Below are 25,085 nucleotides of genomic sequence, written 5' to 3' on the forward strand. Positions count from 1 at the left end.
TGATTCTTTCAGTAAAATAGCCGTCCTCGTACTCTTAGCTATAGCAATGTTACTGTCTTTGGGAATGACATTTTTACAAAAAAACAATGTCATTTTAAATGTAGATGGGGAAGTTAATACTATAACCACCTATGCCCAAACAGTAAAAGAGTTGATTGATGATGAGGGAATAGTTATTGAAGAAGGTGCTTTTGTTAGTCCTTCTATCGATACCGAGATTGAAAACAACTTAGAGATTATCATAATAAATCCAAAAGATTACACTATTTTAGTAGATGGTAAGAGCATAGAAATAACGACCATCAAAACTAAAACCAAAGACATTTTAAAAGAGGCTGGAGTGGTTTTAAGCTCACTTGATCAAACAAACCCTAGCCTTGAATCAAAAGTAAATGACAAAGGAACTATCAGAGTTTATAGAGTTGAAGAAAAGATAGTAACAACTGAAGAAAAAATACCTTTTGATAAACAAGTAATTGATAATTCAAGATTAGATGTTGGTATAACAAAAACTCTTCAAACTGGAAAAGAGGGTTTAAAGAGAACCCAAGTAATTGAAAAGTATGTCGATGGCAATCTTGTATCAAGCATAATAATAAGCGACAATATAATTGAAGAACCAGTCGCTCAAGTTATTGAAAAAGGAACAAAAAATGTCATTTCTACATCACGAGGAAGCACAAGATTTAAAAAATCATTGATTATGACAGCAACCGCATATGACAACTCGTATGCTAGTACAGGAAAAAGACCTGGCGATCCTTATTATGGGATAACTGCTTCAGGTACTTATGCTCGTCCTGGAACTGTTGCTGTGGATCCGAGAGTAATCCCTCTAGGCACAAAGCTTTATATTGAGTCACTCGATGGATCCAAAGACTATGGATTTGCTATAGCTGAAGATGTAGGAGGCGCTATCAAAGGCAACAAGATTGATTTATTCTTTAATACATCTTGGGAAGTTAAAAACTTCGGAAGAAGAAAAGTAAAAGTATATATTTTAGAATAAAAAAATTCGGGATTTCTCCCGAATTTTTTATTTTATAATGTTGACTTTGTATACATATGTTGAGATAGCTTTTGTCTGAACTCCATGCGGATGGTTTGAATTGATATTTCCCCTTACTATACCATTTTCATCAAACAAAATTCCAACGGTCATATCTTTGAATTTTTCTAAATAACATTCTGCTATATGATTTTTAATGTTCTGATACGTCAATAAGCAAGAAGTTCTATTTGCGTTGTGTATGACCAATAAAAATCCGTCTTTTGACTTTATCGTATATGCAATGGTCGGGCAATTTTCAACATGCTTAAAAAACTTTAACTTCTCTCGTATCTCATCGTCATCATCAAGTCTAAAAGCTTCATTGGCTTTCCTAAATTCTATCAATTCCTTTATATAATTATAAACATCAATATTTTTTTCCTTCAATGACCAATCTATAGCATTTATTTTTAGAGGTGCATTATATGAGTTGTGATTTCCATTTTTGCTCCTTAAGAATTCATTTCCTGCATGTATAAAAGGTATGCCTTGGGATAAAAACAATATGGAATGAATAAATTTGTTGTAGTTTTTAATTTCAGCTTCTGTTTTATTTGGGAATACCTTCAATATCTTATCCTGTAATATCAAATTATCGTGAGAATTCACATAGTTAATTGTTTCTCTTGCCTTTTGAGTAAAACCTATTCTTGCAGTGTCATAAAAAATGCTTCCTGCTATTCCAGTTTCTACATTCCTTATTTCATCTAAATTGCCCTGTGCAAATCCTAGATAATATCCATCGTTATCACCTTTTACGGCATTTCTAAAATTATCATTAAATAGTGCAAAGGACATCTTAGATTGAGTTCCCTTAGAAGTTGTTTTGTTTGACGGTAGTGGTGTATTATCTGCCATCCAAGGTTCACCGTATATTAAAATATCTGGTTTAATCTCTCTCAATTCCTTTACTGCCATCTCTATAGTGTCAATATCTATTAGAGCCATTAAATCAAATCTAAAGCCATCGACTCTGAATTCTTTTACCCAGTATTTTAAGCTATCAATTATGAATTTCCTAGCCATGGGCTTTTGAGTGTCAAATTCATTTCCACAACCAGAACCATTTGAAAAAGTTCCATCAGGCCATTGTCTATAGTAATAATTGGTGGCTAATACATTGAAATTCGATACTTTCCCTCTAAATGTATGGTTATAAACCACATCCATAACTACTTTGATGCCTTTTTCATGAAATCCCATAATTGCTTTCTTGAATTCTAAAATTCTTTTTTTAGGTTCATCAGGATATAATACAAGACTTCCTTCTACTACATTGTATAATTCAGGATCATATCCCCAATTATAATTATCATCATCAAAAGCAAATTCCCTTTCCTCTCTAACAGTCAAATAATCATATATCGGCATTAAATGAACATGAGTAATACCAAGTTCTACTAGGTGGTCTATCCCAGTTTTATATCCATTATATTGAGTATTTTCTTCAACCATTCCAATTAAACTAGCTTTATTCGTTATATTTGAAGTTGGATGTGAGGTAAAATCTTTAACATGCACTTCATATATAATTGAGTCTGTAGGATTAATAATCGGAGGCTCTTTGTGCTGTAAAAACCCCTCTGGGTTTGTCTTTGATAAATCTAATATGCAAGATCTATTTGAATTAATTGATGAAGCTATAGAATAAGGATCAGTTACTTCATATTCATTTTCAACTATATATGTGTAATAATACTCATCTAAATCTCCATTTATTTCTACTTCAAATATTCCATTTAAATCTTTTATCATCCTATATTCAGTAAATTCCAAACTAAGCGCATCTTTAAAAAGCCTTAATTTTATGTTGTTTTTATCTGGAGCAAATGTCCTAAATATAGTTTTGTTTGATTGATATATTGCCCCTAATTCTTTATCACAATAAAGTTCCAAGCTGTGTTACCCCTTCCATGTTTAAAATAATTCTTCAAACTGCTTCTTAACGACTATATCTGAAGAATATTCTCCAATCAAAGATATATTTGATGTTGATTTTTTATACCAGTCTTCTTTGTTTAAAAAGTCCGAATCAATTTTTCTTCTAGTAGTCACATAGTCATCAAAATCTTTTAGTACCAAATTTATATCGTTGTATTTAATTAACAAATCAAATAAATCTTTGAACTCATCTTGATTAAAAAGTCCATATGCTCCATTTAATGCGTCTAGACTCTTTCTTAAGTTAATATTTTTATAGTAGTAATCATGGGAATTGTAGCTTAATTTTTCATATATCCCAATTACTTCTTTTTCCTCTAGCCCGAAAAGATACATAGAGTCCTTTGAAAATTCTGCAAAATCTAAATTGTACTTATTTTTTGATCCAATTGCAAGACTTCCATTTATCATGCTTATCAGTATAAATAGATTGACTTTCTCTTTTGTCGGTGTAGATAGATTTTCAGCTATATCTATAGATGTATATATTTTAGATAAATTTCTCATCCCAATGTCATCTAGGAAAAATAATTTCAACTTGTCTTTAATCGTAAAATCTTTGTTGATCTTTAGAGACAATTTAAATAGCAATTTTATTATTAATTTTCCAATCATATCGTTTGAGTCAGCTTTTCCAGCTATAAAAAACACCTTAGGAACAATATCCCTATTAGGGTTTTCCAAAAGATTTATATACTCATTTATGATATATAAGGCTTCTAGCAATTGCCTATTCTTTTCATCCACCTGCATGATATGTGCATCAAACAATGCATATGGATTTATTTTGATTCTATATTGATCGAACACCATTTGGGCAATTTCAAATTTATGTTTCTGTTTTATCTTGCCTATTTCATCTACTATAATGGGATCTTCTGATAGTTCTAGTAACTTATTTATAGAATTTATATCTTTGGAAAGATTATCTCCTATCTGTCTTTCTAGGAATTTAAATAGGTCAGGGTTTCCTTGTTCCAAAAACTTTCTGTGTGAAATAGCAATTTTGGGATCAATTATCTTTATTTTAGTGTTAGTAGCTTTAGCCAAATTTATTAGCCTTACTTCACCGTCCCAAAGAATTGATTTTTCTTCGATCTGCCCAGAAGGATTTTCATTAGTTATTTTCCTAATATATCTATGATGAATTTCATCTAGAACCATCCAAACTCTAGGCAACACTTTCATCAAAAGATTGCCCTCGGTTTGCAAATAATCCTCCTTTAATTTGATATAGCTAAAAGCATTTTGAGTTATTTCCCAAGCTTCATCCCATTCTAAATTGTATTCATCTAATAAAATTCTCATAAATTCAGGAAGAGCTATCAATAAATTTGAATCTGCCAATAAAACATTGTAATATGATGCAAAATCTCTTATATCTCGATTCGTATCTAAATATTCTCTGATGGAATCTTTAAGGCTAGAAGATACCAATATATATCTCTGAATGAGTTTTCTTTCTCTGTCTGATTGGTTGGCAGATTTAGGCATCATCTTATTAGTGTAATTAAGATCTTCAAATAACCTGATTTTTAAATAAAAATCACTTTCTTTAGAAGCATAAGGTAGATCATAACAACGTATATCAAGTTTCTTTGTCTCAACCTGATCGAATTTATATTTACCATCTATAAATCTGGTTTCAACTCTACCATACAAATCTACCGAATATCTATGTTCTTTTTTATAAAGCCAGTTTTTACCTCTACTCCACCAATCATCTTTTAACTCATTTTGCCCATTTTCATCGACTAGCTGTTTAAAATAGCCATCTCTATACAATAGTCCATAACCGATGCAGTTTATCCCGAGGTTTGAAAAGCTATCCATTATGGAATCAGTATATAATCCCATATAGCTCTTCCCAAGTTCTATGCTTCTATCTTCTTTTAAAATCGAATCTAAATTTACAATTTCTTTAGATAGGGCTTCTTGAATCTCCTCATAGACTTTCATATAATTTATATGCTTATTCAATAGATCCCCTGGCAAATACTCTAGCGATAAAAATACATATCTTTTTCTGTCTGCCATAGCTTTTTGAGTATCAAATATATTCTTTCCTATGGTCTGCCTTAAATAATAGCAAGTTGCACGATAAATCTCCCCTTTAGAAGCTTCTTCGAGCACTGTTGCTTGATGTTGATATAATATGTCTTGTATGTCTTTTCTTATGTTTCTTATTTCATTTTGCATTCATTCACCTTCTATTTGTTTAAAAGAGATTCATATAATTTGATGTATTCAATCGATGAATTCTCCCAATCGTGTTTTGCTTTCATTGCCTGTATTACTAGGTTTTCCCATTTATCTTTATCTTTATATAAATTAAGCGCATCTTTAATAGCAAATAACAATTCATGTGCATTATAGTTTGCAAAACTAAAACCTGTCCCTTCTGATGTGTATCTGTTATATGGTATTACAGTATCTTTTAAGCCTCCAGTTTCTCTAACCACAGGGATAGTGCCATACCTCATAGCTATAAGCTGTGATATCCCACATGGTTCAAACAAAGATGGCATAAGAAAAATATCTGAACCCGCATATACCAGATGAGATTCCTTTTGATTGAAATGAATATGTGCACTCAATTTGTTTTCATATTTCCAAGCATACATTTTAAACATATCTTCATATTCTCTGTCCCCTGTACCAAGCACTACAAATTGAATGTCTTCTTTTAATAGTTCATCCAATATATATCTTATTAAGTCGAACCCTTTAGAGCTAACTAATCGAGACACCACTGATATGACAGGTATGTTTTCATCTTGAGGGAGATTATATAATTTTTGTAATTCAATTTTGTTTTTTCTTTTATTTTCCAAATTATTTGTAGAAAAATTATAAGGAATATTTTTGTCTGTCTCAGGATTATATATATCATAATCAATCCCATTTACTATGCCTACTAATTTGTATTCATTTTGTCTGATTATGCCTTGAAGGTTTTCTCCGTAAAAATCATACCTTATTTCTTCTGCATAGGTCTTTGATACAGTGGTTAAAGAATCAGAGTAAACTATCCCTGCTTTTAAAAAGTTAACTTTATCGTAATACTCTAATCCATCTTTTGTGAAATATTCAAAACTTAATCCAGCTATAGAGAGCACTTCTTTGTCAAATACACCTTGATATTTTAAATTGTGTATCGTAAATACTGTCTTGATATTTTTATAAAAAGAGTCTCCTTTGGCAAAATCTTTAATATAAAGTGGAATCAATCCTGTATGCCAATCATTTGCATGAACTATGTCTGGTTTTAAATTCAATTCCTTTAACATTTGACACACAGCTTTGTTAAAGAAAACAAATCTTTCTCCATCATCAAAATATCCGTATAGTCCATCTCTTTTGAAATAATATTCATTATCTATAAAATATACATCTACATCATTATCTTCATCTTCATATTTTAGTATGCCCGCATACACATGTCTCCATTGAAGATCCACGAAAAAATGTTTTACCTTAACCATTTTTTCTCTAAATTTATCGTCAATTTGAGAGTATAAGGGTATTACCAAAGTTATTTTTTCTCCCTTTTCTCTGATTGCTTTAGGTAACGAACCTGCAACATCTGCTAAACCGCCAGTCTTAATAAACGGCGCTGCTTCCGAGGATACATATACTATATCCATAGACTTCAATCCCTTCCTATTATCTGATTTTTTTCAACTACATAAGGTATAGATCTAGTACCTGCTATCCTTACTCCTTCTGTTATAATTACCTGTTTATCTAAAATAGAATTTACAACAGATGCATTTTCTAAGACTTCTGACTTTTGCAAGACTATAGAGTTCCTTATTATAGCATTTTTGCCTACTTTAACGCCTCTGAAAATTATAGAATTTTCTACTTTCCCTTCTATGATGCATCCATTAGCAATCAATGAATTTTGAACATGTGCAGTCTCTGTATAAATTGTTGATGGTTCATCTTTGGTTTTAGTAAGGACTACTCCATTTTCTTGAAATATTGAATTTGAGATGCTCTTTTTAAGTAAATTCATATTAGCGTCATAATAGCTCTTTAAATTTCTTATATTTTCGACATGCCCTTTGAATTCATAAGTGTTTATCTTATATTTATGTCTGTTCTTTATGATCGCTTCTTGAATATAATCTGCGTCTCCTTTCTCTATCGACTCTTTTACTAATTTTATAAATACCTCTTTTTTAATATATCCCATTCTCAAATACATGTTAAAATCAATTTCAGTACCCAAATTTAAACCTATATTTATCATATCTCCATTTTCTGATATACTCATCTTTTCACAATTTATATAATTCCCGAGTGGATCATGTATTCTCTTGTAAAACAATGTTATGTCAGCATCAGTTTCAAGAAAATATTCCATAGCATCATCCAAATCAACTTTAGCTATTATATTGGGTTCGTTTATCAAGATTACCTTTTCTCTGGATTGTTCTATAAACTCTAGAGTGCTGAAAAATTGTGGAATATCTCCGTATCTGCTTATAGTATATCCGTGTGTAATAGGCGGAACAATATAGAGTCCATTTATTCTTCTATTTAAATCCCATGGTCTACCATCGCCCAAATGGTCCATAGTTGATCTTATCTTTTCTCCAGTGTAAACTGCTACCGTTCTAATCCCATGATTTACCATGTTAGATAAGCTAAAGTCTATAAGCCTGTATCTGCCACCATATGGAAGCATATATACTGGTCTGTGTTTACAAAGCACTCCGAAATTGTTTTCTATATTTGCTGTACTGATAATCCCAAGGCTTCTTACCATTTTTCTCCCCCCTATTCCGCTACTACCTTGTCATTTGTTACCATGTATATCTTGTCATCATTTTCTATTCCTATTTCTTTTCCGCTTTCAACAACGACACCTTCCATGACAACAGAATTATAAACTTTAGCATCTTTTTTAATTATAGTATTTGATAGTACAACTGAGTTTTTAACAACTGCTCCTTTTTCTACTATTACGTCTCCAAATAATACACTTTTTTCCACTGTACCTTCAATGTAACAGCCTTCGTTGATCATCGAATTTACTATTTTTGCAGTCTTATGAATGTATTGAGGTGGTAAATTTCTTGTCCTAGTATAAATTTTCCAATCTCTATCATATAAATTCAATGTATTGTCTGGATTTAATAAATCCATGTTGGCTTCCCAATAACTTTTTACTGTCCCAACATCTTTCCAATAGCCTTTAAACTCCCACGTATACATCCTTATGCCTTCTCTCAACATAAGAGGAAGAACATTTTTGCCGAAATCATTATCTGAATTCTTGTCTTCGTTATCTTTAATTAAATATTCTCTTAGAATCGGCCAATTGAACATGTATATTCCCATACTAGCCAAGTTGCTTTTTGCTTTTTTGGGCTTTTCTTCAAACTCCACTATTCTATTGTCCTCATCTATATTGATTATTCCAAATCTATTTGTCTCTTCCCATGGTACTCTCAGCACTGCGATAGTAACTTCTGCATTTTTTTGTTTATGTCCTTCTAATAAATCATTGTAATTCATCTTGTAGATGTGATCTCCTGAAAGTACGAGTAAATACTCTGGGTCCTGTTCATCTATGAAATTCATATTTTCATAAATGGCATTTGCAGTACCTTTATACCATCTTCCTCCCTTTTCAGACATAAAAGGCTGGAGTATTCTTAATCCACCTACATTCCTGTCATAATCCCAAGCAGAACCTATGCCAATATGTGAATTTAATATGAAAGGTTTATATTGAGTCAATACCCCAATGTCCTCAATCCCAGAGTTTGCCGCATTGCTAAGTGCAAAGTCGATAATTCTATACTTGCCTCCAAATGGTACAGCAGGTTTAGCTATGTTTTTAGTAAGCTCTTTAAGCCTAGTCCCTTGACCACCCGCTAAAAGCATGGCTACAATTTTGCCTTTTCTCATATTATCCCTCCTAGATTTTTGGCTCCTTTTTCTTTAGATACATTCCTCCAAGGGGAGGTAAATCTACCCTTATGCTTTGTTCTCTGCCATGAAATGGCTCATTAACTGTCTTGTAATTTTTAATTCTTTTGGTATTTCCTCCATATCTTTGGTGGTCGCTTGTTATTATCATCTGATAAACGCCCTCTTCTGTCACGCCAATAGGGTAATTCTCCCTAGGAACTGGAGTAAAATTAAAGATAGCTATAATTCTTTCTCCTTTTTTATTTATTCTTTCAAAGGATATTATGCTCTCTAAATAATTTTCATGCTCTATCCAAGAAAACCCCTCATAGCTTGTATCTATATCGTAAAGACAAGTTTCTTCCTTATATATCTTGTTTAAATCCTGAACAAATTTCTGCAGTTTCTGATGTTTTTCATAATCTAACAAATGCCACTCTAAGCTTTCGTAAAATCTCCATTCAACGAATTGTCCAAACTCGCCACCCATAAATAGAAGTTTCTTGCCTGGATGAGCGAACATATAAAGGTATAATAATCTTAAATTAGCAAATTTATCTTGATAATAACCGGGCATTTTATCGATTAAAGATTTTTTCCCATGGACTACTTCATCATGGCTTAAAGGCAAAATATAATTTTCAGAAAAGGCATACATCATGCTGAATGTAAGGGCATTGTGGTGATCTTTTCTAAATAAGGGGTCAAGTTCCATATATTTTAATATGTCGTTCATCCATCCCATATTCCATTTGAAATTAAATCCTAGCCCTCCATCTTCTACAGGATATGTAACTTTCGGCCATGCTGTAGATTCTTCTGCAATCATCATGGTATCAGGGTAGTATTTAAATACAGCTGTATTTAACTTCTTTATAAAGTCTATGGCCTCTAAATTTTCTCTTCCTCCATAAATATTTCTAACATTTTTACCCCCAAAATCCAAATAGAGCATATAAGCTACTGCATCTATCCTGAGCCCATCTATGTGATAATAGTCGTGCCAGTAGATAGCATTTGAAATCAAGAAAGAATGAACTTCAGGTTTAGTATAATCAAAGTTTAAAGTTCCCCACTGCTCATTTTCTGCCTTAGCTCTATCCAATGATTCATATAAATATGTACCATCAAATCTTGCCAATCCGAAATCATCTTTGCAAAAATGAGCTGGTACCCAGTCTAAAATTACACCGATATCATTTTTATGGCATTCATCTACAAAATACATAAAATCTTTAGGGGTTCCAAAGCGACTTGTTGGAGCAAAATAGCCTGTGGTTTGGTATCCCCATGAAGCATCGAGCGGATGTTCTGTTATAGGTAATAATTCAATGTGAGTATATCCCATTTTTTTAACATAATTTACGAGTTCTTTTGCGAGTTCTCTATATGAATAGACCACACCCCCCTCTTTTTGTTTCCAAGATAAAAGGTGTACTTCATATATCGAAATTGGCCTATTATATAGATTTTTCCCTCTTTTCTTAAGCCATTGTTTATCATTCCATTTGTATCCTTTGATATCATAAACTTTTGAGTCGGTAAGTGGTCTAGTGTCAGAGTGAAAAGCAAATGGATCAGCTTTATATCTTACTTCTCCGTATTCAGTGATAATTCTATATTTATATTTGTCGTATTCTTCTACTCCCTCAACCACTATATGCCAAAGTCCGCTGTTTTCTATTCTTTGCATTGGCAGTGATGTTTCATTCCATTCATTAAAGTCTCCAGTTAAATATATCTCCCTTGCTCTAGGTGCCCATACTACAAATCTATAACCTTTAAAATTTCTCTTTTTGTATGGATGAGCCCCCATGAATTCATATGCTTTGTAATAAGTGCCTTCATGAAATAGATAGGCATCGAGTTCACCCTCATTTGGATAAAAAAAATTCAATTCACTCATAACCAAACCCTCCTTTGTTGGAATTGCTAAAGTTTTATATATCTATACCCAAAAATTGTTTCTTCTCTCCCTATTAGTTTCTTTTTATATAGGTTTTCTAGCTTTTGTGTAAATTCTTCTATAGTAAAACTTACCTTATCATCTTTCTCTATCTCTCTAATAGTGTCTAAAATATCCATCTCTGCAATCGGTAGTTTGTCTAATACTATCCTCATAAGTTTTTCATCATCTTCGTCTTTTTTCATCTTCAATTCATCGAATGGATTTTGTGTGTGAGGACTAATAGTGTATGCTGCTCTTATTCTGGCAAATATAGTTCTGCCTACTACTGCAGATGATATGAAAACATCCCCTGTTCTCAAATATGGAAGTCTTTTGGCTTCTTCTGAAGTTATGTCTGTTTCCTCTTTGATGGTGTCGATATCAGATGCACGTACAGTTCTAAATATTAGCTTTGTATTAAGTTGTGCAGTTATAGTTTCATCTAAAAGCGTAGGCCTCTGTGTAGCCAAAGCTAAAAATACTCCATATTTTCTTCCTTCTTGAGAAATTTCTTTTAATATTGATTTCGATGGAGATTCATACCCTTTAGGAGCAAAGTTGTGAGCTTCATCAGTAACGACAATAAATGGAGGAAAGTATTCTGCTTCAGCTTTTTTGTATTGTGCATCTTTGAATTCTCTTCTCTTATGATAGATGTTATTTAACAAATATGTGCTATATACTTGTAAAATTCTCGTGCTTCCTTGAATGACTACTAAAAGTCCATCTTTTAAATAGTTCTCTATATCTCTTGAATCTTTAGAAAAGATACCCTCATTGTAAAGTCTTCTGAGCCTCCAAAGTATCCCTTTTACTGAATTGTATGGGCATGTTTTATCATATTGTGTGAATAGCTCTTTCCTAAATTCCCAAGCTTCTTTTTCATCATTGTTTTTTGCATTGTCAATTTTTTGCTGAATACGTTGAATAGAACCTTCTTCTTGAGCTTCTGTAAGTGCTTGTAGTCTATTCGAAAAACTTAAATACGAATCCCTGTTTTTAAATAAAACATCTACTACATTGTTCATCGCATCAGAGAGAGGACTTGAAGCATCTAATAGATTTTTTAAGTCTCCTGCAGATAAATCTTCAAATTTGACCCCCACATGAACTCCTACTTGGAGACATTTGAAGCTTCCTTTAAAATCTTTCTTCTCCTCCTTTAAGTATTCAGGAGTATCTGAAAAATCCATTTCATAATGGGGATCTAGCACTATAGTAGGAATTCCTTTTTGCATGAGTTCTTCTAAAAACACTCTAAGTCCAAATGATTTTCCTGAACCAGATCCACCAAATACGCCTATATGAGGATAATGATGCATTGACTTTAAATCCATAATATAAGGCAATTCTTTCTGTTTTACAAGCCCTTGTTCTTCAAAGGTATATAATAAATCCTTATACTCTTCTTCGCATTCTTCATACAAAGTGTCTGTGTTTCGTATAACACCCAAACATAGTCCGTCCTCTATTTTAGTTCTAAGCATCAAATTTTTTATTTCACTAAACCTTGGAATCCTTACATCTGAGCCGGTTTCCACAGGATACAGCGCTTCCTCAAGCAATCTAAGTTTCGCTACATATATTGTCTCTTCATCTACATCATATCCTAGAGCTTTCATGCTCTCAATGACTGAAGCATCTATAAAATCTCCATACACATTTAAAGGAATATATCTGTTAAAAGTTTGAGCTTCTACAACTTCTCCGATTAAATCTCCCTGTACGTCTTGCACAACTAAAAATTCGTTTATCCTAAAATTTCTCTCTTTCGAGCCAACATAAAATTCTTGTTGAGTAGTTATTCCCAATACTTTCATCTTTACACCCCTTATAGATTTCTTTTGTCTCTCTCAGAAATGAATAACCTTTCATAAATGCCCCGGTCTAGATACTTTTCAAGCAAAGCTTCAATTAAATCATCTGATATCTTTACCTCTTTATCCACTATATCTAGAAACAGTGGAACTCCTCTTGAGTTTTCAGGTGTCAGCGTTATGATAAGCCTAGCCATATGGATTAATAAATCGCTTTGTTCTTCTATTATATCAATACCCACAACATTTGGGCTTAATGAGCTTCTAATAAACCCTGAACTAAATCCACTTTGCTCTTTTTTGTTTAATTCATCATAAATTAGCAGCATTTCTTTATATTGAAGGGTTCCGAATAGCATTTCCCTATCGTAAATTAGCCCTTTAACATCTTTATTTTTATTTTTTATTTCTTCTCCAATAATTTGAGTTTTTATGTCTTTAATCGTTCCAAATAATATCACGTTATTTAAAATACAATAGTCTACTAGCTCTTTCCAAAGGTCTTTAGCATAAATTTTATACCGAATAAGGCCACCATCCATTATTATGGCAAAAGGTTTCTTTCTCTTGGCACTTTCTAGTGCTACTTTTATTTCAATTTGTGCTAATCTCCTGTTTTTTTCATCTATTTCTTCTTCAGCTATAATTTCAAGAGGATTGTTTTTTTCTTGTGATAATAGCGGAGTATATATATCTGTAAGAAATACATCTTTTACTTCTCTATCAGTAGATTTTGCAAGCCCTTGGAAAAGTTCAATATAATGAGGAAAGCTACCGCCTTTTCTGTTTGTTGAACCGTCTACTGCAACTATTCCACCTTTTCTTTTTATCTCATTTAACTCATTCAAAGTTAATTTTTCCAATTTTAATATTGAACCAATATTTTCTTCCAAAAATTTTCTCAAATCAAAATTTTTATCTAATATAGAAGAATATTTCCTTGTAATAACCTCATTTAGGCCAATTATCTTCGTTTTTAATTCCTCATTGATATCAAGCATACTCAGACCCCACTTTAATATATTATCTTGAAATATTATTGACTTTATTTGACAAATATGTTAATCTATTAGAAAGAAGGTTATGTAAATCCACAGGAGGTGGTATTGTGAAATCTACAGGCATAGTTAGAAAAGTCGATGAACTAGGAAGAATCGTAATTCCAATAGAACTCAGAAGAACTTTAAATATCTCTGTTAAAGATCCATTGGAAATCTTCGTTGAAGATGACAAAATCATTTTAAGAAAGTTTTCTCCTTCATGTACGTTCTGCAATGAAACTAAAGATGTAATCGAATTTAAAGGCAAAAATGTCTGCCCTAAATGTATAGAAGAACTGACAAATAAATAGGGTAAATAAAGCACTTAGAAATAAGTGCTTCTTTTATTTATTTAAACTCTCTTTGTAGACCTTATTTTTGGGTAAATTAAATTCTTTAGCGACCATTTCCACTGCCTTTTTATTTGTTATTCCTTTAGCTGTTAGTTTTTCTAGCTCTTCCTTGATATTGATTTCTTGTTCAATTTTTTTGTACCCTTCAACTACAATGACTATTTCCCCTTTTAATTCTCTGTTTATAATTTCTGAAAGGATTTCGCTTATATGTCCTCTGAGTGTTTCCTCATACATCTTTGTTAGCTCCCTTGATATAGAAATTAATCTATCTCCAAATATCTCGAGCATATCTTCTAGAAAATCAGCTATTCTATGTGGAGCTTCATAAAACACCAATGTCCTTTCTTCTTCTTTTATTTCCATTAAACGTTTTTGCCTGTCTTTTTTCTTCTGCGGTAAAAATCCCTCAAAACAAAATCTATTTGTTGGAAACCCGGATTTTACTAGCGCTAATAAAAAAGCACTTGCACCTGGCAATACTATTACATTTATTCCTTCTTCTATCGCCATTTTAATCAATTCTTCGCCAGGGTCTGAAATCCCAGGCATACCTGCATCAGAAATCAGTGCTATATCTGATCCTTCTTTTAATTTATTGATTAAATAATCGCTTTTTTGTGCGATATTGTGTTTATGGTAACTAGTCATTGGCTTTTTTATCTCAAGATGATTTAATAGCTTAATCGAATGTCTAGTGTCTTCTGCTGCTATTAAGTCTACTTTTTTTAATGTATCAATTACCCTAAAAGTTATATCGTCTAAGTTTCCAATTGGTGTTGGACAAATATAAAGTGTTCCTGCCATAATTATCTCCTACTTATACATTTCTATCATTTCTTTTGTGTAATTTCCATTTTCATCATAGACTGAAAGTTCATTTAATACCCTAAGCTCTTTGTTGCCACCTTTTAAACCTTCTATTAGAAATAAATTTGGATTAGCTGAAGGTTTTGGTTTTACCATTCTCAGATATTTTGGCTCAATATTGTAGTATCTCATCATATACATGACATCTACCATTCTATTAGGTCTATGTATCATAAAAAATTTCCCATTTGGCTTTAACAAATAATTAGAAATCTCTATTAGTTTTTCTAGAGATAAATTTATCTCATGTCTTGCAATTGCATGATTTATGCTCGTGTTAATTAAAGCATTCCCAAGCTTCATATATGGAGGATTTGTAATTATTGTATCTGCTATTGCTTTTGGGAAAATTTGGGGCAGATTGTTTATGTCTTCATTTATCAATTCTATTTTATCAATTAATTGGTTTATCTCAATACTCTTTTTAGCAAGCTCATATACATCTTTTTGGATTTCAATGCCGTAAATTTTTTTTACTTCGCTGTTATTTACAATCCTCAATGGTATAATAGCATTTCCTGTACCTAAATCGAAAACTATGCCTTTGGGTTGTGCAAAATTTGATAGAATTATGGCGTCCACACCAAACGAAAAAAATTGTCGGTTTTGAAATATTTTATATCCTGTTCCTGGTACAAAATCAATTTGAATATTATTTTCTCCCATTTTTCACTCCTGATACACAAAAAGACCCAAAAGGGCCTTTAAGTTTAATAAGTATTACTCTGGTTGTGGTGCATCTACAGGGCAGACACTAGCGCATGTACCACAATCAGTGCATTTATCTGGGTCTATAACATAAATGTCGCCAGCACTAATTGCTCCTTCTGGGCATTCTGGTTCACATGCTCCACAAGCTATGCAATCTTCATTTATTACATATGCCATTTATAACACCTCCAAGATGTTTTATCTTTTGACTATATTCTAACAGAAATAAACAAAAATTAAAAGCAATATTATTCTTCTAATATTTTTATTTTCTCATCTATTTTTTCTTCTGCTTTTTTATAATTATGATCGAATTTATCAGTTATGACAATATCTTTTACATCAAAGTATAGCAAATCTTCTGTTCCATCTGAGAGCTTTACTTTTGCCTTTACTTTGTTTTTTATTATCTGTCTGTCTATGACGACTCCTTCTCCACTTGGAGTTTCTATTATCTGACCTATTTCTGGCATATACTCTAATATGTCTTTATATACTTCTTCTTCATATTTTAAGCAACACATCAGTCTCCCGCAAAGCCCTGATATCTTAGCAGGATTTAAAGACAAATTCTGTTCTTTTGCCATATTGATTGACACTGGAGCAAACTCTGGCAGAAATCTCGAACAACATACAGGCTGTCCGCAAGGCCCTAATCCGCCAATCATCTTAGCTTCATCTCTTACACCTATTTGTCTAAGCTCTATTCTCATTCTAAAGATTGAAGCTAAGTCCTTAACTAATTCCCTAAAATCAACTCTGCCGTCTGATGTAAAATAGAAAATGACCTTGTTTTCATCGAATGTATATTCGGCATCTATTAATTTCATTTCCAACCCATGTTCCTTAGCTTTTTCATTGCAAATCTTTAGAGCTTCTTTAGCTTTTTTTCTGTTTTCTTTGAATTTTTCAATATCTTCTTCTGTGGCAACTCTAAGTACTTTCTTTAATGGCGGTACTATTTCAGACTCATCTACCATTTTAGGCTTTATAACTGCTAGCCCAAATTCTATTCCTCGTGATGTTTCAACTATAACGAAATCGTTTTTTCTTATATCTAAATTGTCAGGGTCAAAATAATAAATTTTCCCTGATCTCTTAAATCTCACGCCAACTACATTTACCATCAATACTCCTCCTGTATGCTAAAAAATAGCGCTTCAAATAAGAGCTCTTTGTTGACATTTAAGTCGATGCTCTCTTTTGTATAATATATTTTCTCTATTATATCATTTATTTTATCAAATTCCAAAATTGAATGTTTTTTAATTAACTCTATTTTATCCTTGTTAATTAAAAAAAGTTCACTTTGAGTTGATTTATATATGAAAAGATCTCTTAAATATAAAAGGAGTATAAGCAATACATTTTCCGATATTTCTTTGTTTTTAGTGAAATTTTCACTCATTTCAAAAACCATGTAATCTCGCCCAAAGATGCAATAATCTACTAATTTAAGCACATCGTCTCTCAATAATATAAATTCTTCAGATTTAATTAAATCAAAGGCTTTTCCTATCGAGCCTTGAGAATAATCCGAAATTAGTTTTGCTCTATCTAAAGCGATATTTTCTTTATTGGTCAAAAAATTTACCATATCGCTAGCATTAATTGGCTTAAAATGAATCTTTTCCGCTCTAGACAATATGGTATTCAAAAGAAGTTTAGTGTTTGAACTTATTAGAATTAAATTTATGTATGATGGAGGTTCTTCTAAAATTTTTAATAGTGCATTTTGGCTTTCTTTATTCATCTTGTCAGCATCATCTATCAAAATCACTTTTCTTGCTGACTCAAATGGACTAAAAGAAATTTGTTTTTTAATATTGTCTATCTCATTTTTTCTAATAATGCCATTTGTAGGGGCTATTTCTATGTAGTCAGGATGTGCGCCTGATTCGAATTTCCTACATGAAGCACAAACCCCACAGGGACTTTCTAAATTTTGACTTCTACATAAGATATGTTTTGCAAAAACTTTTGCAGTTGTCATTTTACCTATGCCTTTTTCCCCTTCAAAGAGGTAAAAATGGCTTATATGACCTTTTTTAACAGCTCTTTGAAGGCTTTCTATCTCTATTTTATGACCAATTATATCTTGATAATTCATCTTTTCACCACTAAAACTTTCTATAATTCTCGACAGGAATTATGAATAAATTCGCACCTACATTTACTTCTTTTGTATCTGATTTTATATCTTTTTTACAACAATTTTTTCTTATCAGTTCTTCAATTGACTCTAATTGATGATCTTCGGATCCTATAAGCAATGTTGTGTTCCCAGCTTTTAGAAAACCTCCTGTGGAAGCCAATTTTGTAACTCTAAATTTTTTATCCGTTAACTCTTTGATGACTTTGTTTGCATATTCATCCTGTATTATAGCTATGATTAGTTTCATGATTTTCCTCCTAAATTCGCAAGTATTTTTCAACATTTACTATAAATACAGTAGCCCCTCCTACTCTTACTTCAAGTGGATATGGCATATAGGTATCTCCAGGCATAGTTACAGTAAGAAGAGAAGTCGTTATTTCTCTTGTTTTGCAGTTATCTTCAATGATTTTTAATATTTCATCAACTTTATCATCTTCAACTCCACTTAACAAAGTAGTATTGCCAGCTTTTAAAAAACCACCTGTGGAAGCCAACTTAGTTACTCTAAAATCTTTATCCATTAGCTCTTCTATTAATCCAGGAGCGTCTTGATCTTGTACTATTGCAATTATCAACTTCATTGAAATACCTCCTTTTTTTTAAGAAGTGAGTCTATTAGTTTTATGACTTCTTCATACACTTCTCTTTTAGGTTTTCTAGCATCTACTATTTCTACATTTTCGGGGTATTTTTTTATTATCTCTTTATATCCTTCATAGACTTTTTCATGGAATTCACTTCCCAATAACTCCAGTCTATCCCCACCATTCTTTGTCTTTCTAAGAATAGTCAATTTTGGATCACAATCGAAAAATATTATTAAATCAGGTTTTATTCCCTTAAGTCCAAATTCATTAATCATCTTTACTCTATCAATCCCTAAGCCTCTACCTACACCTTGGTATGCAAGGCTAGAGAATAAAAATCTATCGCATATTACTATTTTCCCTTCTTCAAGGCTTGGCAATATCTTTTCATGTACATGCTGAGCCCTAGATGCAGCAAATAATAGAGCTTCTGTCTCTGCCCCCATAGCTTTGTTTTCATTGTCTACAATTATTTCTCTTATTTTCTCCCCTATTTGTGTTCCTCCTGGCTCTCTAGTTATTACATATTCTATACCCAGTTTGGCAAAGTAATCACCAATGAGGTTTGAAATGGTTGACTTACCAGAGCCATCCGGACCTTCTAATGTTATAAATATGCCTTTCATTTAAACAGCTCCTATTCAACTACCACTATGCTATCCTTATTTTCACCCATGAGTCCAACTACTTCAATCCCATTTTCCATTAAAAATGTCAAATGTTCAGAAATTTCCTTAGTGATCTCTTCTCCTGGCACAATTAGAGGTATTCCTGGCGGATATGGAATAACAGGCGCTGCCGCAATTCTGCCCACAGCATCTTCTAGCATTATTTGTTGTTTTTGGCTAAAGTATGCTTCAGATGGCAAAATTCTTACTTTCGGTGTTGGCATCTTTATGCTTACTTTGTTTATTTCTTCATAAGGCTCATTTTTTGCAATTTTTTCAATAGCTTCTACTGCTTTTTCAAAGTCCTCTTCAGTGTTCATAGCACTAGTTAACATCAAAGCATAATAATAATCAGCCATTTCTAATCTTATGTTGTGGTCTTTATACATCTTTCTCTTTAGATTTGATCCAGTCATGCCGTCTATGCTTATGAGTATCTTTGTGTTATCTTTAGCATATATGGTTTCGTCATTTTCATCACCAGTGAACACATTTACTCTATCGATTTTTTTGAGTCTTTCTATGATCTCATCAACTTTTCCTATTGTATAGTCAAGTTTCTCTCTACCTTCATTGTCCATGTATGCAATTGATATTTCGTTTGACAATGTAAAAAGATAAGATGGACTAGTAGTCGTAAAAAGCTGAAACCTATCTCTTAATTTATTTAAATCTATTCTATCTGAACCAACATGAATTAAAGAAGTCTGTGTAAAGCTTGGCAAAGTCTTATGTGTGCTTTGAATCACTATATCCGCTCCAGCTTTAAGTGCTGATATTGGTAGTTTGTCTGAAAAAGATAAATGTGGTCCATGAGCTTCATCTACCATAAGTATCCTGTTATGTTTGTGTACTATTTCAGCAATTGTTTTTAAATCAGAACAAACTCCATAATAATTTGGATATGTCAAAACTACGGCTTTGATATCTTTATCATTTGCTAAAGCCTCATCTATATCCTCTGGATATACTCCCGTTAGAACATTGTACTCTTCATTATAGTTTGGATATATATACACAGGATTTAATCTATTTATAATTAAAGCATTGTAAACTGCTTTATGACAATTTCTTTGAATCAAAACTTTATCCCCAGGTTTTGTTATTGCGGCAAGGCTTATGTGTATGCTTCCAGTAGAGCCATTTACTGCATAAATTGTTGATTTTGCGCCAAAAACTTGTGCAGCATACTCTTGAGACTCTTTTATTATTCCTCTTGGCTCAAGCAAGTTATCCATTCCGAATGTTTCTGTCGTATCTATATAGGGAATATATTTGCCCCATTCTATAAGCGAATTTCTACCCTTATGCCCTGGCATGTGAAAAGAAACGCTGTTTTCTTCCATCAGTTTTGTTAATGCTTCCAATACAGGTGTTTTCATCTTAATTTGATCTACCTCCTAAAATTTTAAAGTATATAAACAATGTTTTAATTATAACTTATGTCTTACTAAAATTAAATAAAAATTTTACTATTTCTAAACTATTTTTATCAATATATAACAGGAATCTCTAACCCACAGTGAATACACCTGTTTTTCTCAATCCCAACAATCTCTAATTTAAAATTTCTGTCAATTAATTTTTCATGACAGTTAGGGCAATAAGTGGAGTTGTCAAATCCAAATACATTCCCTATATACACATAATTTAGGTGTCTTTGCGCTATCTCTTTTGCTCTAATAAGAGTGTTTAAATTCGTCGCTGGTTTCGTCATCTTATGTTTTGGAAAATACCTCGAAAAGTGCAAGACAATATTTTTATCTATATTTGAGAGAAAATATGAAAGCTTCTCGATTTCATCTTCACTTGTGTTGTATTCATCAATTAAAAGTGTTGTAACTTCTACATGAGTCTTACTTGCAGCTAATTTAATCGTCTCAAGTACCGGATCTAGTTGCCCTTTACATATTTTTTTATAAAAATCATCTGTCATAGCCTTTAAATCTATATTCATAGCATCAATCAGAGGAAGTATGTTAAGAAGTGGCTCTTTGTTTATAAAACCATTTGTCACAAGGACATTTTTCTTACCCCTGTTTTTCATCTCTTTTGCTAGCTCTTCTACCATTTCATAAAAAATGGTAGGTTCATTGTAAGTATAAGCCATGCCTATTGAATCTGATTCTTCTTCTAATTGAATTATTTTTTCTATGCTTAAATCTATTGCCAAATTCTCTCCATAAACTATCTCATAATTTTGACAATAGTCGCATCGGAAATTGCAGCCAAAACTTCCTATTGAAAAAATCTTCGTACCGGGATAGAAATGAAACAGCGGCTTTTTTTCAATAGGATCAAGTGCAACAGAAGTTATTTTCTCATAATTTAAGCTATATAATACTCCGTTTATGTTCTTTCTGACTTTGCATATCCCGGTTGAGCCGTTTTTGATTTTGCAATTATGAGGGCAAAGCACACAAAATACATATTCCCCTTTATTTTCATAGAATTTAGCTTCTTTCATACAAAACACCTCTATCCATGTCTGATGACTTCAAATTTGGATATCTCGTATTTCTCATGTTCATCTATTCCAGCTTTGTTTAAAGCTATTCTTATTTGATCTCTTACAGTGTCAACTCCCTCTATATCAGGAAGCAATAGCCCCTTTTTAAACCCACTTTCAACAATTATTCCATATTTTTTAGGATCGAGTTCGTCTATTGATTTCACTTTCTTAGGAGGATATAAAACATCTACTGAATAAGACAAAAAAGGTAACTCCTCTTCTGTGACAGGTGAAAATCTAGGGTCTTTTGTACCAGCCTCTACTGCAAAATATATTATTTCCTCTGCTATATTTCTCTTTATTGGCGAAGTTGAGCCAATACATCCTCTAAGCTCTCCAAATTTTTTAATAGAAACAAAAACAGGCATTCTCAAAGACAACATTTCACTGTCTACATATTCAGGAATATCCATGTATTTCCTATTTTTAATGTAATACTCTAAACTCTCTCTAGCTAATCTTTGATATTTATCTTCATTGGCTCTCTTTGATTTAATTTTTTCATCTATTTTTTGTTTTATTTCCTCGATGTAGTCTTTTGAACTTTCTCCCATTATCTCAAATATAGCTGTCATATACCCAACGCCAAATGGACCTTCATAGGATAGTATATGTGGATAAAAATCATGCTGACTCAATGCTCCTGCAAGTATCATAAAAGATCTTAACCCACATTCACCAGCCTCTTTGGCTAAATCCAAGTCAAAACTTATCACTCCTGCTAAGTCTTTGTTTTTGAATAGAGATATGATTTTTTCATCAAATTCTTTTCCTTTTGGGCTATAACTATAAGGCCCACTGTCTAACAATCTATGTGATAAATCTCCGCTAGCTATGATAGATATATTTCTTTTCCCTTTAGCTATTTTTTCTATTATATTTCCGAATTTATACAATTCTATTGGTGATAAAAGTCCATATGTTATATGCACCAACTTAAAATCTGTATATTTCTTAGTTACAAAATGCATTGGTACTAAAACTCCATGATCAAGAGTATCTTCTAACCCATACATCTCATACATCTCTTTATTCATCAGAGCAATCTGAATTCCTTCTTTCTTCGCCATGTCATAGATGTTTTGCACTATTTCTAAATCGTTCTTAAAATGATATTTGAGCTCACTATGTCCAAAATTACCAAAATCTCCATAGAGTTCTTCCCCTATAGACATTGCTATAGCATCCGAAAATAGTGGTCCATGGGGAGTTATTACAATTATGGTTTCAGGTTTTTTATTCTCTATGTCTTCTGCTATTTTCATCAATCCATTTATGGTATCTATGCATTTTTTCTCCTCACCTCTACCTATATTCTCAACTATTATCGGTGGATGAGGGGAGATATATGCACTTACCAAACCTTTCATTTTATCACCTCCATAATTAAGAAGCAGACCCGAAGGTCTGCCCATTTTTATTCTTTATCATCCTTAACTAGTTCGGGTTCAGACCCTTCAATTTCTTCTTCCTCTTCTTCTTTATAGTCAACTGGTCTATTGAGTACGCATATTGTCGTATCGTGGTCTGTGATTACCCTTAGATTTGGATTGTTTATTATATCTAAATCCTTTACCTTTATCGGCTCATTAAAATCTAAATCCTCAACATTGATTTCTATAGCCTCTGGTATATCGCTAGGTAAACATTCGATTTCAATGTTTTCTATCATTTGCATCAATACCGATGGCTGCTTTTTAATCTTGTCTCTGTTGTGAAGAATAATAGGAACTTCAACTTTTATTTTTTCTTTCATATCTAATTTTTGAAAATCTACGTGAATTACATTACCCTTTATTGGATCTTTTTGAATAGACTTGATTATGACAGGCATATTTTCATTACCTAAATTCAAATCAACAAGGTTTGAAGTTCCAGCTTCTCTATATACTTTCATAAATTCTATACTATCAACTTTCAATGGGATTGATTTTTTGTTCCTTTCATATATTATAGCTGGAATTTCATTTTCCTTTCTTATTTTCTTAGCTTTATTCTTGCCTATTTCTTCTCTTATCTCTGCATTTAACTTATAACTCATACTTACTACCTCCCATAAACTTTTTTGTACAGTTTATTACTACCCTATTTGAAAAAATGCAAACCATTTAATGAGTTATTATTAAATGCTTAATTTGATGTACTTTGGCAAGCCATTTTCATATACTCCTTGAGGTTGCCCTTGAATTAGAGGAGTTAAATATTCTATCAGTTCTTCCTTTACGAAATTGTCTGTAATCCACTCTTTTGGTATTTCTTTTACTTTATTAGCTACTAAAGATGGATCTATCTCTACGATTTCAGTTTCAAAAGGACTCTTTGATTTCACTTTTATCCCTGCCATAAACCCTGATTTTCCTTCTAACGCCATTTCATATGCCCTATATCCACAAAGGTGAGAAATGTTTATATCAGTTAAACTTGCGCAATGCATCGCTGCTCTTTGTGCTGTTCCCAATTCGAGCACTTTTACCCTTTTTGTGATGTTGGATTCTTCAATTATGCTTTTTAAGTAGCTCCCTACTCCACCTAATTGAGCATGGGCGAATTTATCATGCACTTCAACAGTCTTTGATTTAAATACATAATCTCCATTCATGTCTTTTAAACCTTCTGAAGCAACGATATAGACTTGTTTTTTGTTTTCATAGCATGCTTTGACATCAGTTAAGAATTTTTCTTTATCAAATTCATTTTCAGGCAGATATATAAAATCAACCACTGGTCTTCCATTGATTTTAGCCAATATACTTGAACTTGCAAGCCAGCCAGCATCTCTACCCATTGTCTCGACAATGAACACTCCATTGTCTTTGTACACACTTGCATCTAAATAGGTTTCCAAAACAGTAGTGGCAATATATTTAGCAGCCGATCCGAAACCTGGTGTAAAATCTGTTTCCATTAAATCATTGTCTATAGTTTTAGGAATTCCAACTATTTTTTTATCAATTCCCTTGTTTTTAACATATAAGCTCAATTTATGAACTGTGTCCATTGAGTCGTTTCCACCGATGTAAAAAAATGTATCTATATCATATTTTTCTAGCGTTTCTAAAATCATCCTGTATTCGCTATCGTCTTCATTAAAATCTTTCATCTTGTGCCTACATGAGCCTAAAGCGCTTGCTGGCGTATGTTTTAAAAGATCAATCTCATATTTGTTTAAAACAGAAAGGTCAATTAGGTTCCCAGCCATAACTCCTTCTATTCCATTTCTTGCTCCATATACCTTTTGAAAATGTTCATGCTTTAGATTAGCATCTAATACCCCACTTACACTTGCATTTATAACAGCGGTTGGCCCACCGGATTGAGCAACTAAACAATTTTTTCCCATAAGAAGCCTCCTAAAATATTTTAAATATTTATACCCACAAATTTATTGAAATACTCAAATCTTTATGCTATCATAATAGTACTTGGGTGGTTAGTTCAGCTGGTAGAGCGCCACGTTGACATCGTGGAGGTCGTTGGTTCGAGTCCAATACCACCCACCAA

General features: G+C 32.3%; 23 protein-coding genes and 1 tRNA gene. 3 read left to right on the forward strand and 21 right to left on the reverse strand.

Annotated elements, in window-relative coordinates; all coding sequences use genetic code 11:
* Positions 1 to 1,009, forward strand: a 1,009-nt coding sequence (locus tag ACTB1H_RS01420) for a 3D domain-containing protein (RefSeq protein ID WP_463261050.1), incomplete at its 5' end; no start/stop codon positions are given.
* A gap of 27 nt (positions 1,010 to 1,036) precedes the next feature.
* On the opposite strand, the gene pulA is transcribed toward ACTB1H_RS01420, so the two are convergent.
* Genes pulA through ACTB1H_RS01460 form a run of 8 tightly spaced genes read right to left on the reverse strand, consistent with a single transcriptional unit; the run spans position 1,037 to position 13,686 of the window.
* Positions 1,037 to 2,947: a type I pullulanase gene (pulA, locus tag ACTB1H_RS01425; protein ID WP_463261051.1), complete on the reverse strand. Its 1,911-nt coding sequence runs from the start codon at positions 2,945 to 2,947 to the stop codon at positions 1,037 to 1,039.
* A gap of 21 nt (positions 2,948 to 2,968) precedes the next feature.
* On the reverse strand, positions 2,969 to 5,191 hold the full coding sequence (locus ACTB1H_RS01430; protein ID WP_463261052.1) for a glycogen/starch/alpha-glucan phosphorylase: 2,223 nt from the start codon (positions 5,189 to 5,191) through the stop codon (positions 2,969 to 2,971).
* Between the two features lie 11 nt (positions 5,192 to 5,202).
* Positions 5,203 to 6,639 carry a glycogen synthase GlgA gene (glgA, locus tag ACTB1H_RS01435; protein WP_463261053.1) on the reverse strand — a complete coding sequence of 479 codons (1,437 nt, stop codon included), beginning with the start codon at positions 6,637 to 6,639 and terminating at the stop codon, positions 5,203 to 5,205.
* A 5-nt stretch (positions 6,640 to 6,644) separates the two neighbouring features.
* Positions 6,645 to 7,769, reverse strand: coding sequence for a glucose-1-phosphate adenylyltransferase subunit GlgD (gene glgD, locus ACTB1H_RS01440; protein WP_463261054.1), 1,125 nt, complete (start codon positions 7,767 to 7,769; stop codon positions 6,645 to 6,647).
* A gap of 11 nt (positions 7,770 to 7,780) precedes the next feature.
* Positions 7,781 to 8,917 carry a glucose-1-phosphate adenylyltransferase gene (locus tag ACTB1H_RS01445; RefSeq protein ID WP_463261055.1) on the reverse strand — a complete coding sequence of 379 codons (1,137 nt, stop codon included), beginning with the start codon at positions 8,915 to 8,917 and terminating at the stop codon, positions 7,781 to 7,783.
* Positions 8,918 to 8,927: 10 nt separating this feature from the next.
* Entirely contained in the window at positions 8,928 to 10,826 is a 1,899-nt protein-coding gene (glgB, locus tag ACTB1H_RS01450) for a 1,4-alpha-glucan branching protein GlgB (protein ID WP_463261056.1), read from the reverse strand.
* Positions 10,827 to 10,852: 26 nt separating this feature from the next.
* Positions 10,853 to 12,688 (reverse strand): ATP-binding protein, encoded by a 1,836-nt coding sequence (locus ACTB1H_RS01455; RefSeq protein WP_463261057.1) that lies wholly within the window; start codon positions 12,686 to 12,688, stop codon positions 10,853 to 10,855.
* An 11-nt stretch (positions 12,689 to 12,699) separates the two neighbouring features.
* On the reverse strand, positions 12,700 to 13,686 hold the full coding sequence (locus tag ACTB1H_RS01460) for a DNA double-strand break repair nuclease NurA (RefSeq protein WP_463261058.1): 987 nt from the start codon (positions 13,684 to 13,686) through the stop codon (positions 12,700 to 12,702).
* A gap of 107 nt (positions 13,687 to 13,793) precedes the next feature.
* On the opposite strand from ACTB1H_RS01460, the gene ACTB1H_RS01465 reads away from it, so the two are divergent.
* The gene (locus ACTB1H_RS01465; RefSeq protein WP_463261059.1) at positions 13,794 to 14,036 is read left to right on the forward strand and encodes an AbrB/MazE/SpoVT family DNA-binding domain-containing protein; all 243 of its coding nucleotides are present in this window, start codon (positions 13,794 to 13,796) and stop codon (positions 14,034 to 14,036) included.
* Positions 14,037 to 14,069: 33 nt separating this feature from the next.
* On the opposite strand, the gene rsmI is transcribed toward ACTB1H_RS01465, so the two are convergent.
* The 13 genes from rsmI to ACTB1H_RS01530 form a co-directional block, all read right to left on the reverse strand.
* Positions 14,070 to 14,885, reverse strand: coding sequence for a 16S rRNA (cytidine(1402)-2'-O)-methyltransferase (rsmI, locus tag ACTB1H_RS01470; RefSeq protein ID WP_463261060.1), 816 nt, complete (start codon positions 14,883 to 14,885; stop codon positions 14,070 to 14,072).
* A 9-nt stretch (positions 14,886 to 14,894) separates the two neighbouring features.
* The gene (locus tag ACTB1H_RS01475) at positions 14,895 to 15,614 is read right to left on the reverse strand and encodes a tRNA1(Val) (adenine(37)-N6)-methyltransferase (RefSeq protein WP_463261061.1); all 720 of its coding nucleotides are present in this window, start codon (positions 15,612 to 15,614) and stop codon (positions 14,895 to 14,897) included.
* Between the two features lie 54 nt (positions 15,615 to 15,668).
* Positions 15,669 to 15,836: a 4Fe-4S binding protein gene (locus ACTB1H_RS01480; RefSeq protein WP_463261062.1), complete on the reverse strand. Its 168-nt coding sequence runs from the start codon at positions 15,834 to 15,836 to the stop codon at positions 15,669 to 15,671.
* 71 nt (positions 15,837 to 15,907) lie between these two features.
* A complete protein-coding gene (locus tag ACTB1H_RS01485; protein WP_463261063.1) occupies positions 15,908 to 16,786 on the reverse strand; it encodes a PSP1 domain-containing protein in 879 nt (292 codons plus the stop codon).
* Positions 16,786 to 17,769 carry a DNA polymerase III subunit delta' gene (gene holB, locus ACTB1H_RS01490; RefSeq protein WP_463261064.1) on the reverse strand — a complete coding sequence of 328 codons (984 nt, stop codon included), beginning with the start codon at positions 17,767 to 17,769 and terminating at the stop codon, positions 16,786 to 16,788. The genes ACTB1H_RS01485 and holB overlap by 1 nt, the downstream gene beginning before the upstream one ends.
* 10 nt (positions 17,770 to 17,779) lie before the next feature.
* Entirely contained in the window at positions 17,780 to 18,061 is a 282-nt protein-coding gene (locus ACTB1H_RS01495) for a cyclic-di-AMP receptor (RefSeq protein WP_463261065.1), read from the reverse strand.
* A 10-nt stretch (positions 18,062 to 18,071) separates the two neighbouring features.
* On the reverse strand, positions 18,072 to 18,398 hold the full coding sequence (locus ACTB1H_RS01500) for a cyclic-di-AMP receptor (RefSeq protein WP_463261066.1): 327 nt from the start codon (positions 18,396 to 18,398) through the stop codon (positions 18,072 to 18,074).
* The gene (tmk, locus tag ACTB1H_RS01505) at positions 18,395 to 19,030 is read right to left on the reverse strand and encodes a dTMP kinase (RefSeq protein ID WP_463261067.1); all 636 of its coding nucleotides are present in this window, start codon (positions 19,028 to 19,030) and stop codon (positions 18,395 to 18,397) included. The genes ACTB1H_RS01500 and tmk overlap by 4 nt, the downstream gene beginning before the upstream one ends.
* An 11-nt stretch (positions 19,031 to 19,041) precedes the next feature.
* A complete protein-coding gene (locus ACTB1H_RS01510) occupies positions 19,042 to 20,454 on the reverse strand; it encodes an aminotransferase class I/II-fold pyridoxal phosphate-dependent enzyme (protein WP_463261068.1) in 1,413 nt (470 codons plus the stop codon).
* Between the two features lie 110 nt (positions 20,455 to 20,564).
* A complete protein-coding gene (amrS, locus tag ACTB1H_RS01515; protein WP_463261069.1) occupies positions 20,565 to 21,539 on the reverse strand; it encodes an AmmeMemoRadiSam system radical SAM enzyme in 975 nt (324 codons plus the stop codon).
* Between the two features lie 11 nt (positions 21,540 to 21,550).
* On the reverse strand, positions 21,551 to 22,954 hold the full coding sequence (gene amrA / locus ACTB1H_RS01520; protein WP_463261070.1) for an AmmeMemoRadiSam system protein A: 1,404 nt from the start codon (positions 22,952 to 22,954) through the stop codon (positions 21,551 to 21,553).
* Positions 22,955 to 23,001: 47 nt separating this feature from the next.
* Complete coding sequence (locus ACTB1H_RS01525; protein ID WP_463261071.1) at positions 23,002 to 23,625, reverse strand: 50S ribosomal protein L25; 624 nt, start codon at positions 23,623 to 23,625, stop codon at positions 23,002 to 23,004.
* Between the two features lie 81 nt (positions 23,626 to 23,706).
* The gene (locus tag ACTB1H_RS01530; protein WP_463261072.1) at positions 23,707 to 24,924 is read right to left on the reverse strand and encodes a 6-phosphofructokinase; all 1,218 of its coding nucleotides are present in this window, start codon (positions 24,922 to 24,924) and stop codon (positions 23,707 to 23,709) included.
* An 84-nt stretch (positions 24,925 to 25,008) separates the two neighbouring features.
* On the opposite strand from ACTB1H_RS01530, the gene ACTB1H_RS01535 reads away from it, so the two are divergent.
* Positions 25,009 to 25,084: transfer RNA gene (locus tag ACTB1H_RS01535), tRNA-Val, on the forward strand.
* The last annotated feature ends 1 nt before the right edge of the window (position 25,085 follow it).

It is taken from the genome of Soehngenia sp., assembly GCF_055108775.1.

Coding starts and splice junctions, on each gene's coding strand:
- amrA (WP_463261070.1), bottom strand. CDS start 22,954: ATGAAAGGTTTGGTAAGTGCATATATCTCCCCTCATCCACCGATAATA.
- amrS (WP_463261069.1), bottom strand. CDS start 21,539: ATGAAAGAAGCTAAATTCTATGAAAATAAAGGGGAATATGTATTTTGT.
- holB (WP_463261064.1), bottom strand. CDS start 17,769: ATGAATTATCAAGATATAATTGGTCATAAAATAGAGATAGAAAGCCTT.
- ACTB1H_RS01525 (WP_463261071.1), bottom strand. CDS start 23,625: ATGAGTTATAAGTTAAATGCAGAGATAAGAGAAGAAATAGGCAAGAAT.
- ACTB1H_RS01455 (WP_463261057.1), bottom strand. CDS start 12,688: ATGAAAGTATTGGGAATAACTACTCAACAAGAATTTTATGTTGGCTCG.
- ACTB1H_RS01445 (WP_463261055.1), bottom strand. CDS start 8,917: ATGAGAAAAGGCAAAATTGTAGCCATGCTTTTAGCGGGTGGTCAAGGG.
- ACTB1H_RS01495 (WP_463261065.1), bottom strand. CDS start 18,061: ATGAAACTAATCATAGCTATAATACAGGATGAATATGCAAACAAAGTC.
- ACTB1H_RS01500 (WP_463261066.1), bottom strand. CDS start 18,398: ATGAAGTTGATAATTGCAATAGTACAAGATCAAGACGCTCCTGGATTA.
- glgB (WP_463261056.1), bottom strand. CDS start 10,826: ATGAGTGAATTGAATTTTTTTTATCCAAATGAGGGTGAACTCGATGCC.
- ACTB1H_RS01475 (WP_463261061.1), bottom strand. CDS start 15,614: ATGGGAGAAAATAATATTCAAATTGATTTTGTACCAGGAACAGGATAT.
- glgA (WP_463261053.1), bottom strand. CDS start 6,639: ATGGATATAGTATATGTATCCTCGGAAGCAGCGCCGTTTATTAAGACT.
- ACTB1H_RS01480 (WP_463261062.1), bottom strand. CDS start 15,836: ATGGCATATGTAATAAATGAAGATTGCATAGCTTGTGGAGCATGTGAA.
- ACTB1H_RS01530 (WP_463261072.1), bottom strand. CDS start 24,924: ATGGGAAAAAATTGTTTAGTTGCTCAATCCGGTGGGCCAACCGCTGTT.
- ACTB1H_RS01485 (WP_463261063.1), bottom strand. CDS start 16,786: ATGGTAAATGTAGTTGGCGTGAGATTTAAGAGATCAGGGAAAATTTAT.
- ACTB1H_RS01430 (WP_463261052.1), bottom strand. CDS start 5,191: ATGCAAAATGAAATAAGAAACATAAGAAAAGACATACAAGACATATTA.
- glgD (WP_463261054.1), bottom strand. CDS start 7,769: ATGGTAAGAAGCCTTGGGATTATCAGTACAGCAAATATAGAAAACAAT.
- rsmI (WP_463261060.1), bottom strand. CDS start 14,885: ATGGCAGGAACACTTTATATTTGTCCAACACCAATTGGAAACTTAGAC.
- ACTB1H_RS01460 (WP_463261058.1), bottom strand. CDS start 13,686: ATGCTTGATATCAATGAGGAATTAAAAACGAAGATAATTGGCCTAAAT.
- tmk (WP_463261067.1), bottom strand. CDS start 19,030: ATGAAAGGCATATTTATAACATTAGAAGGTCCGGATGGCTCTGGTAAG.
- ACTB1H_RS01510 (WP_463261068.1), bottom strand. CDS start 20,454: ATGAAAACACCTGTATTGGAAGCATTAACAAAACTGATGGAAGAAAAC.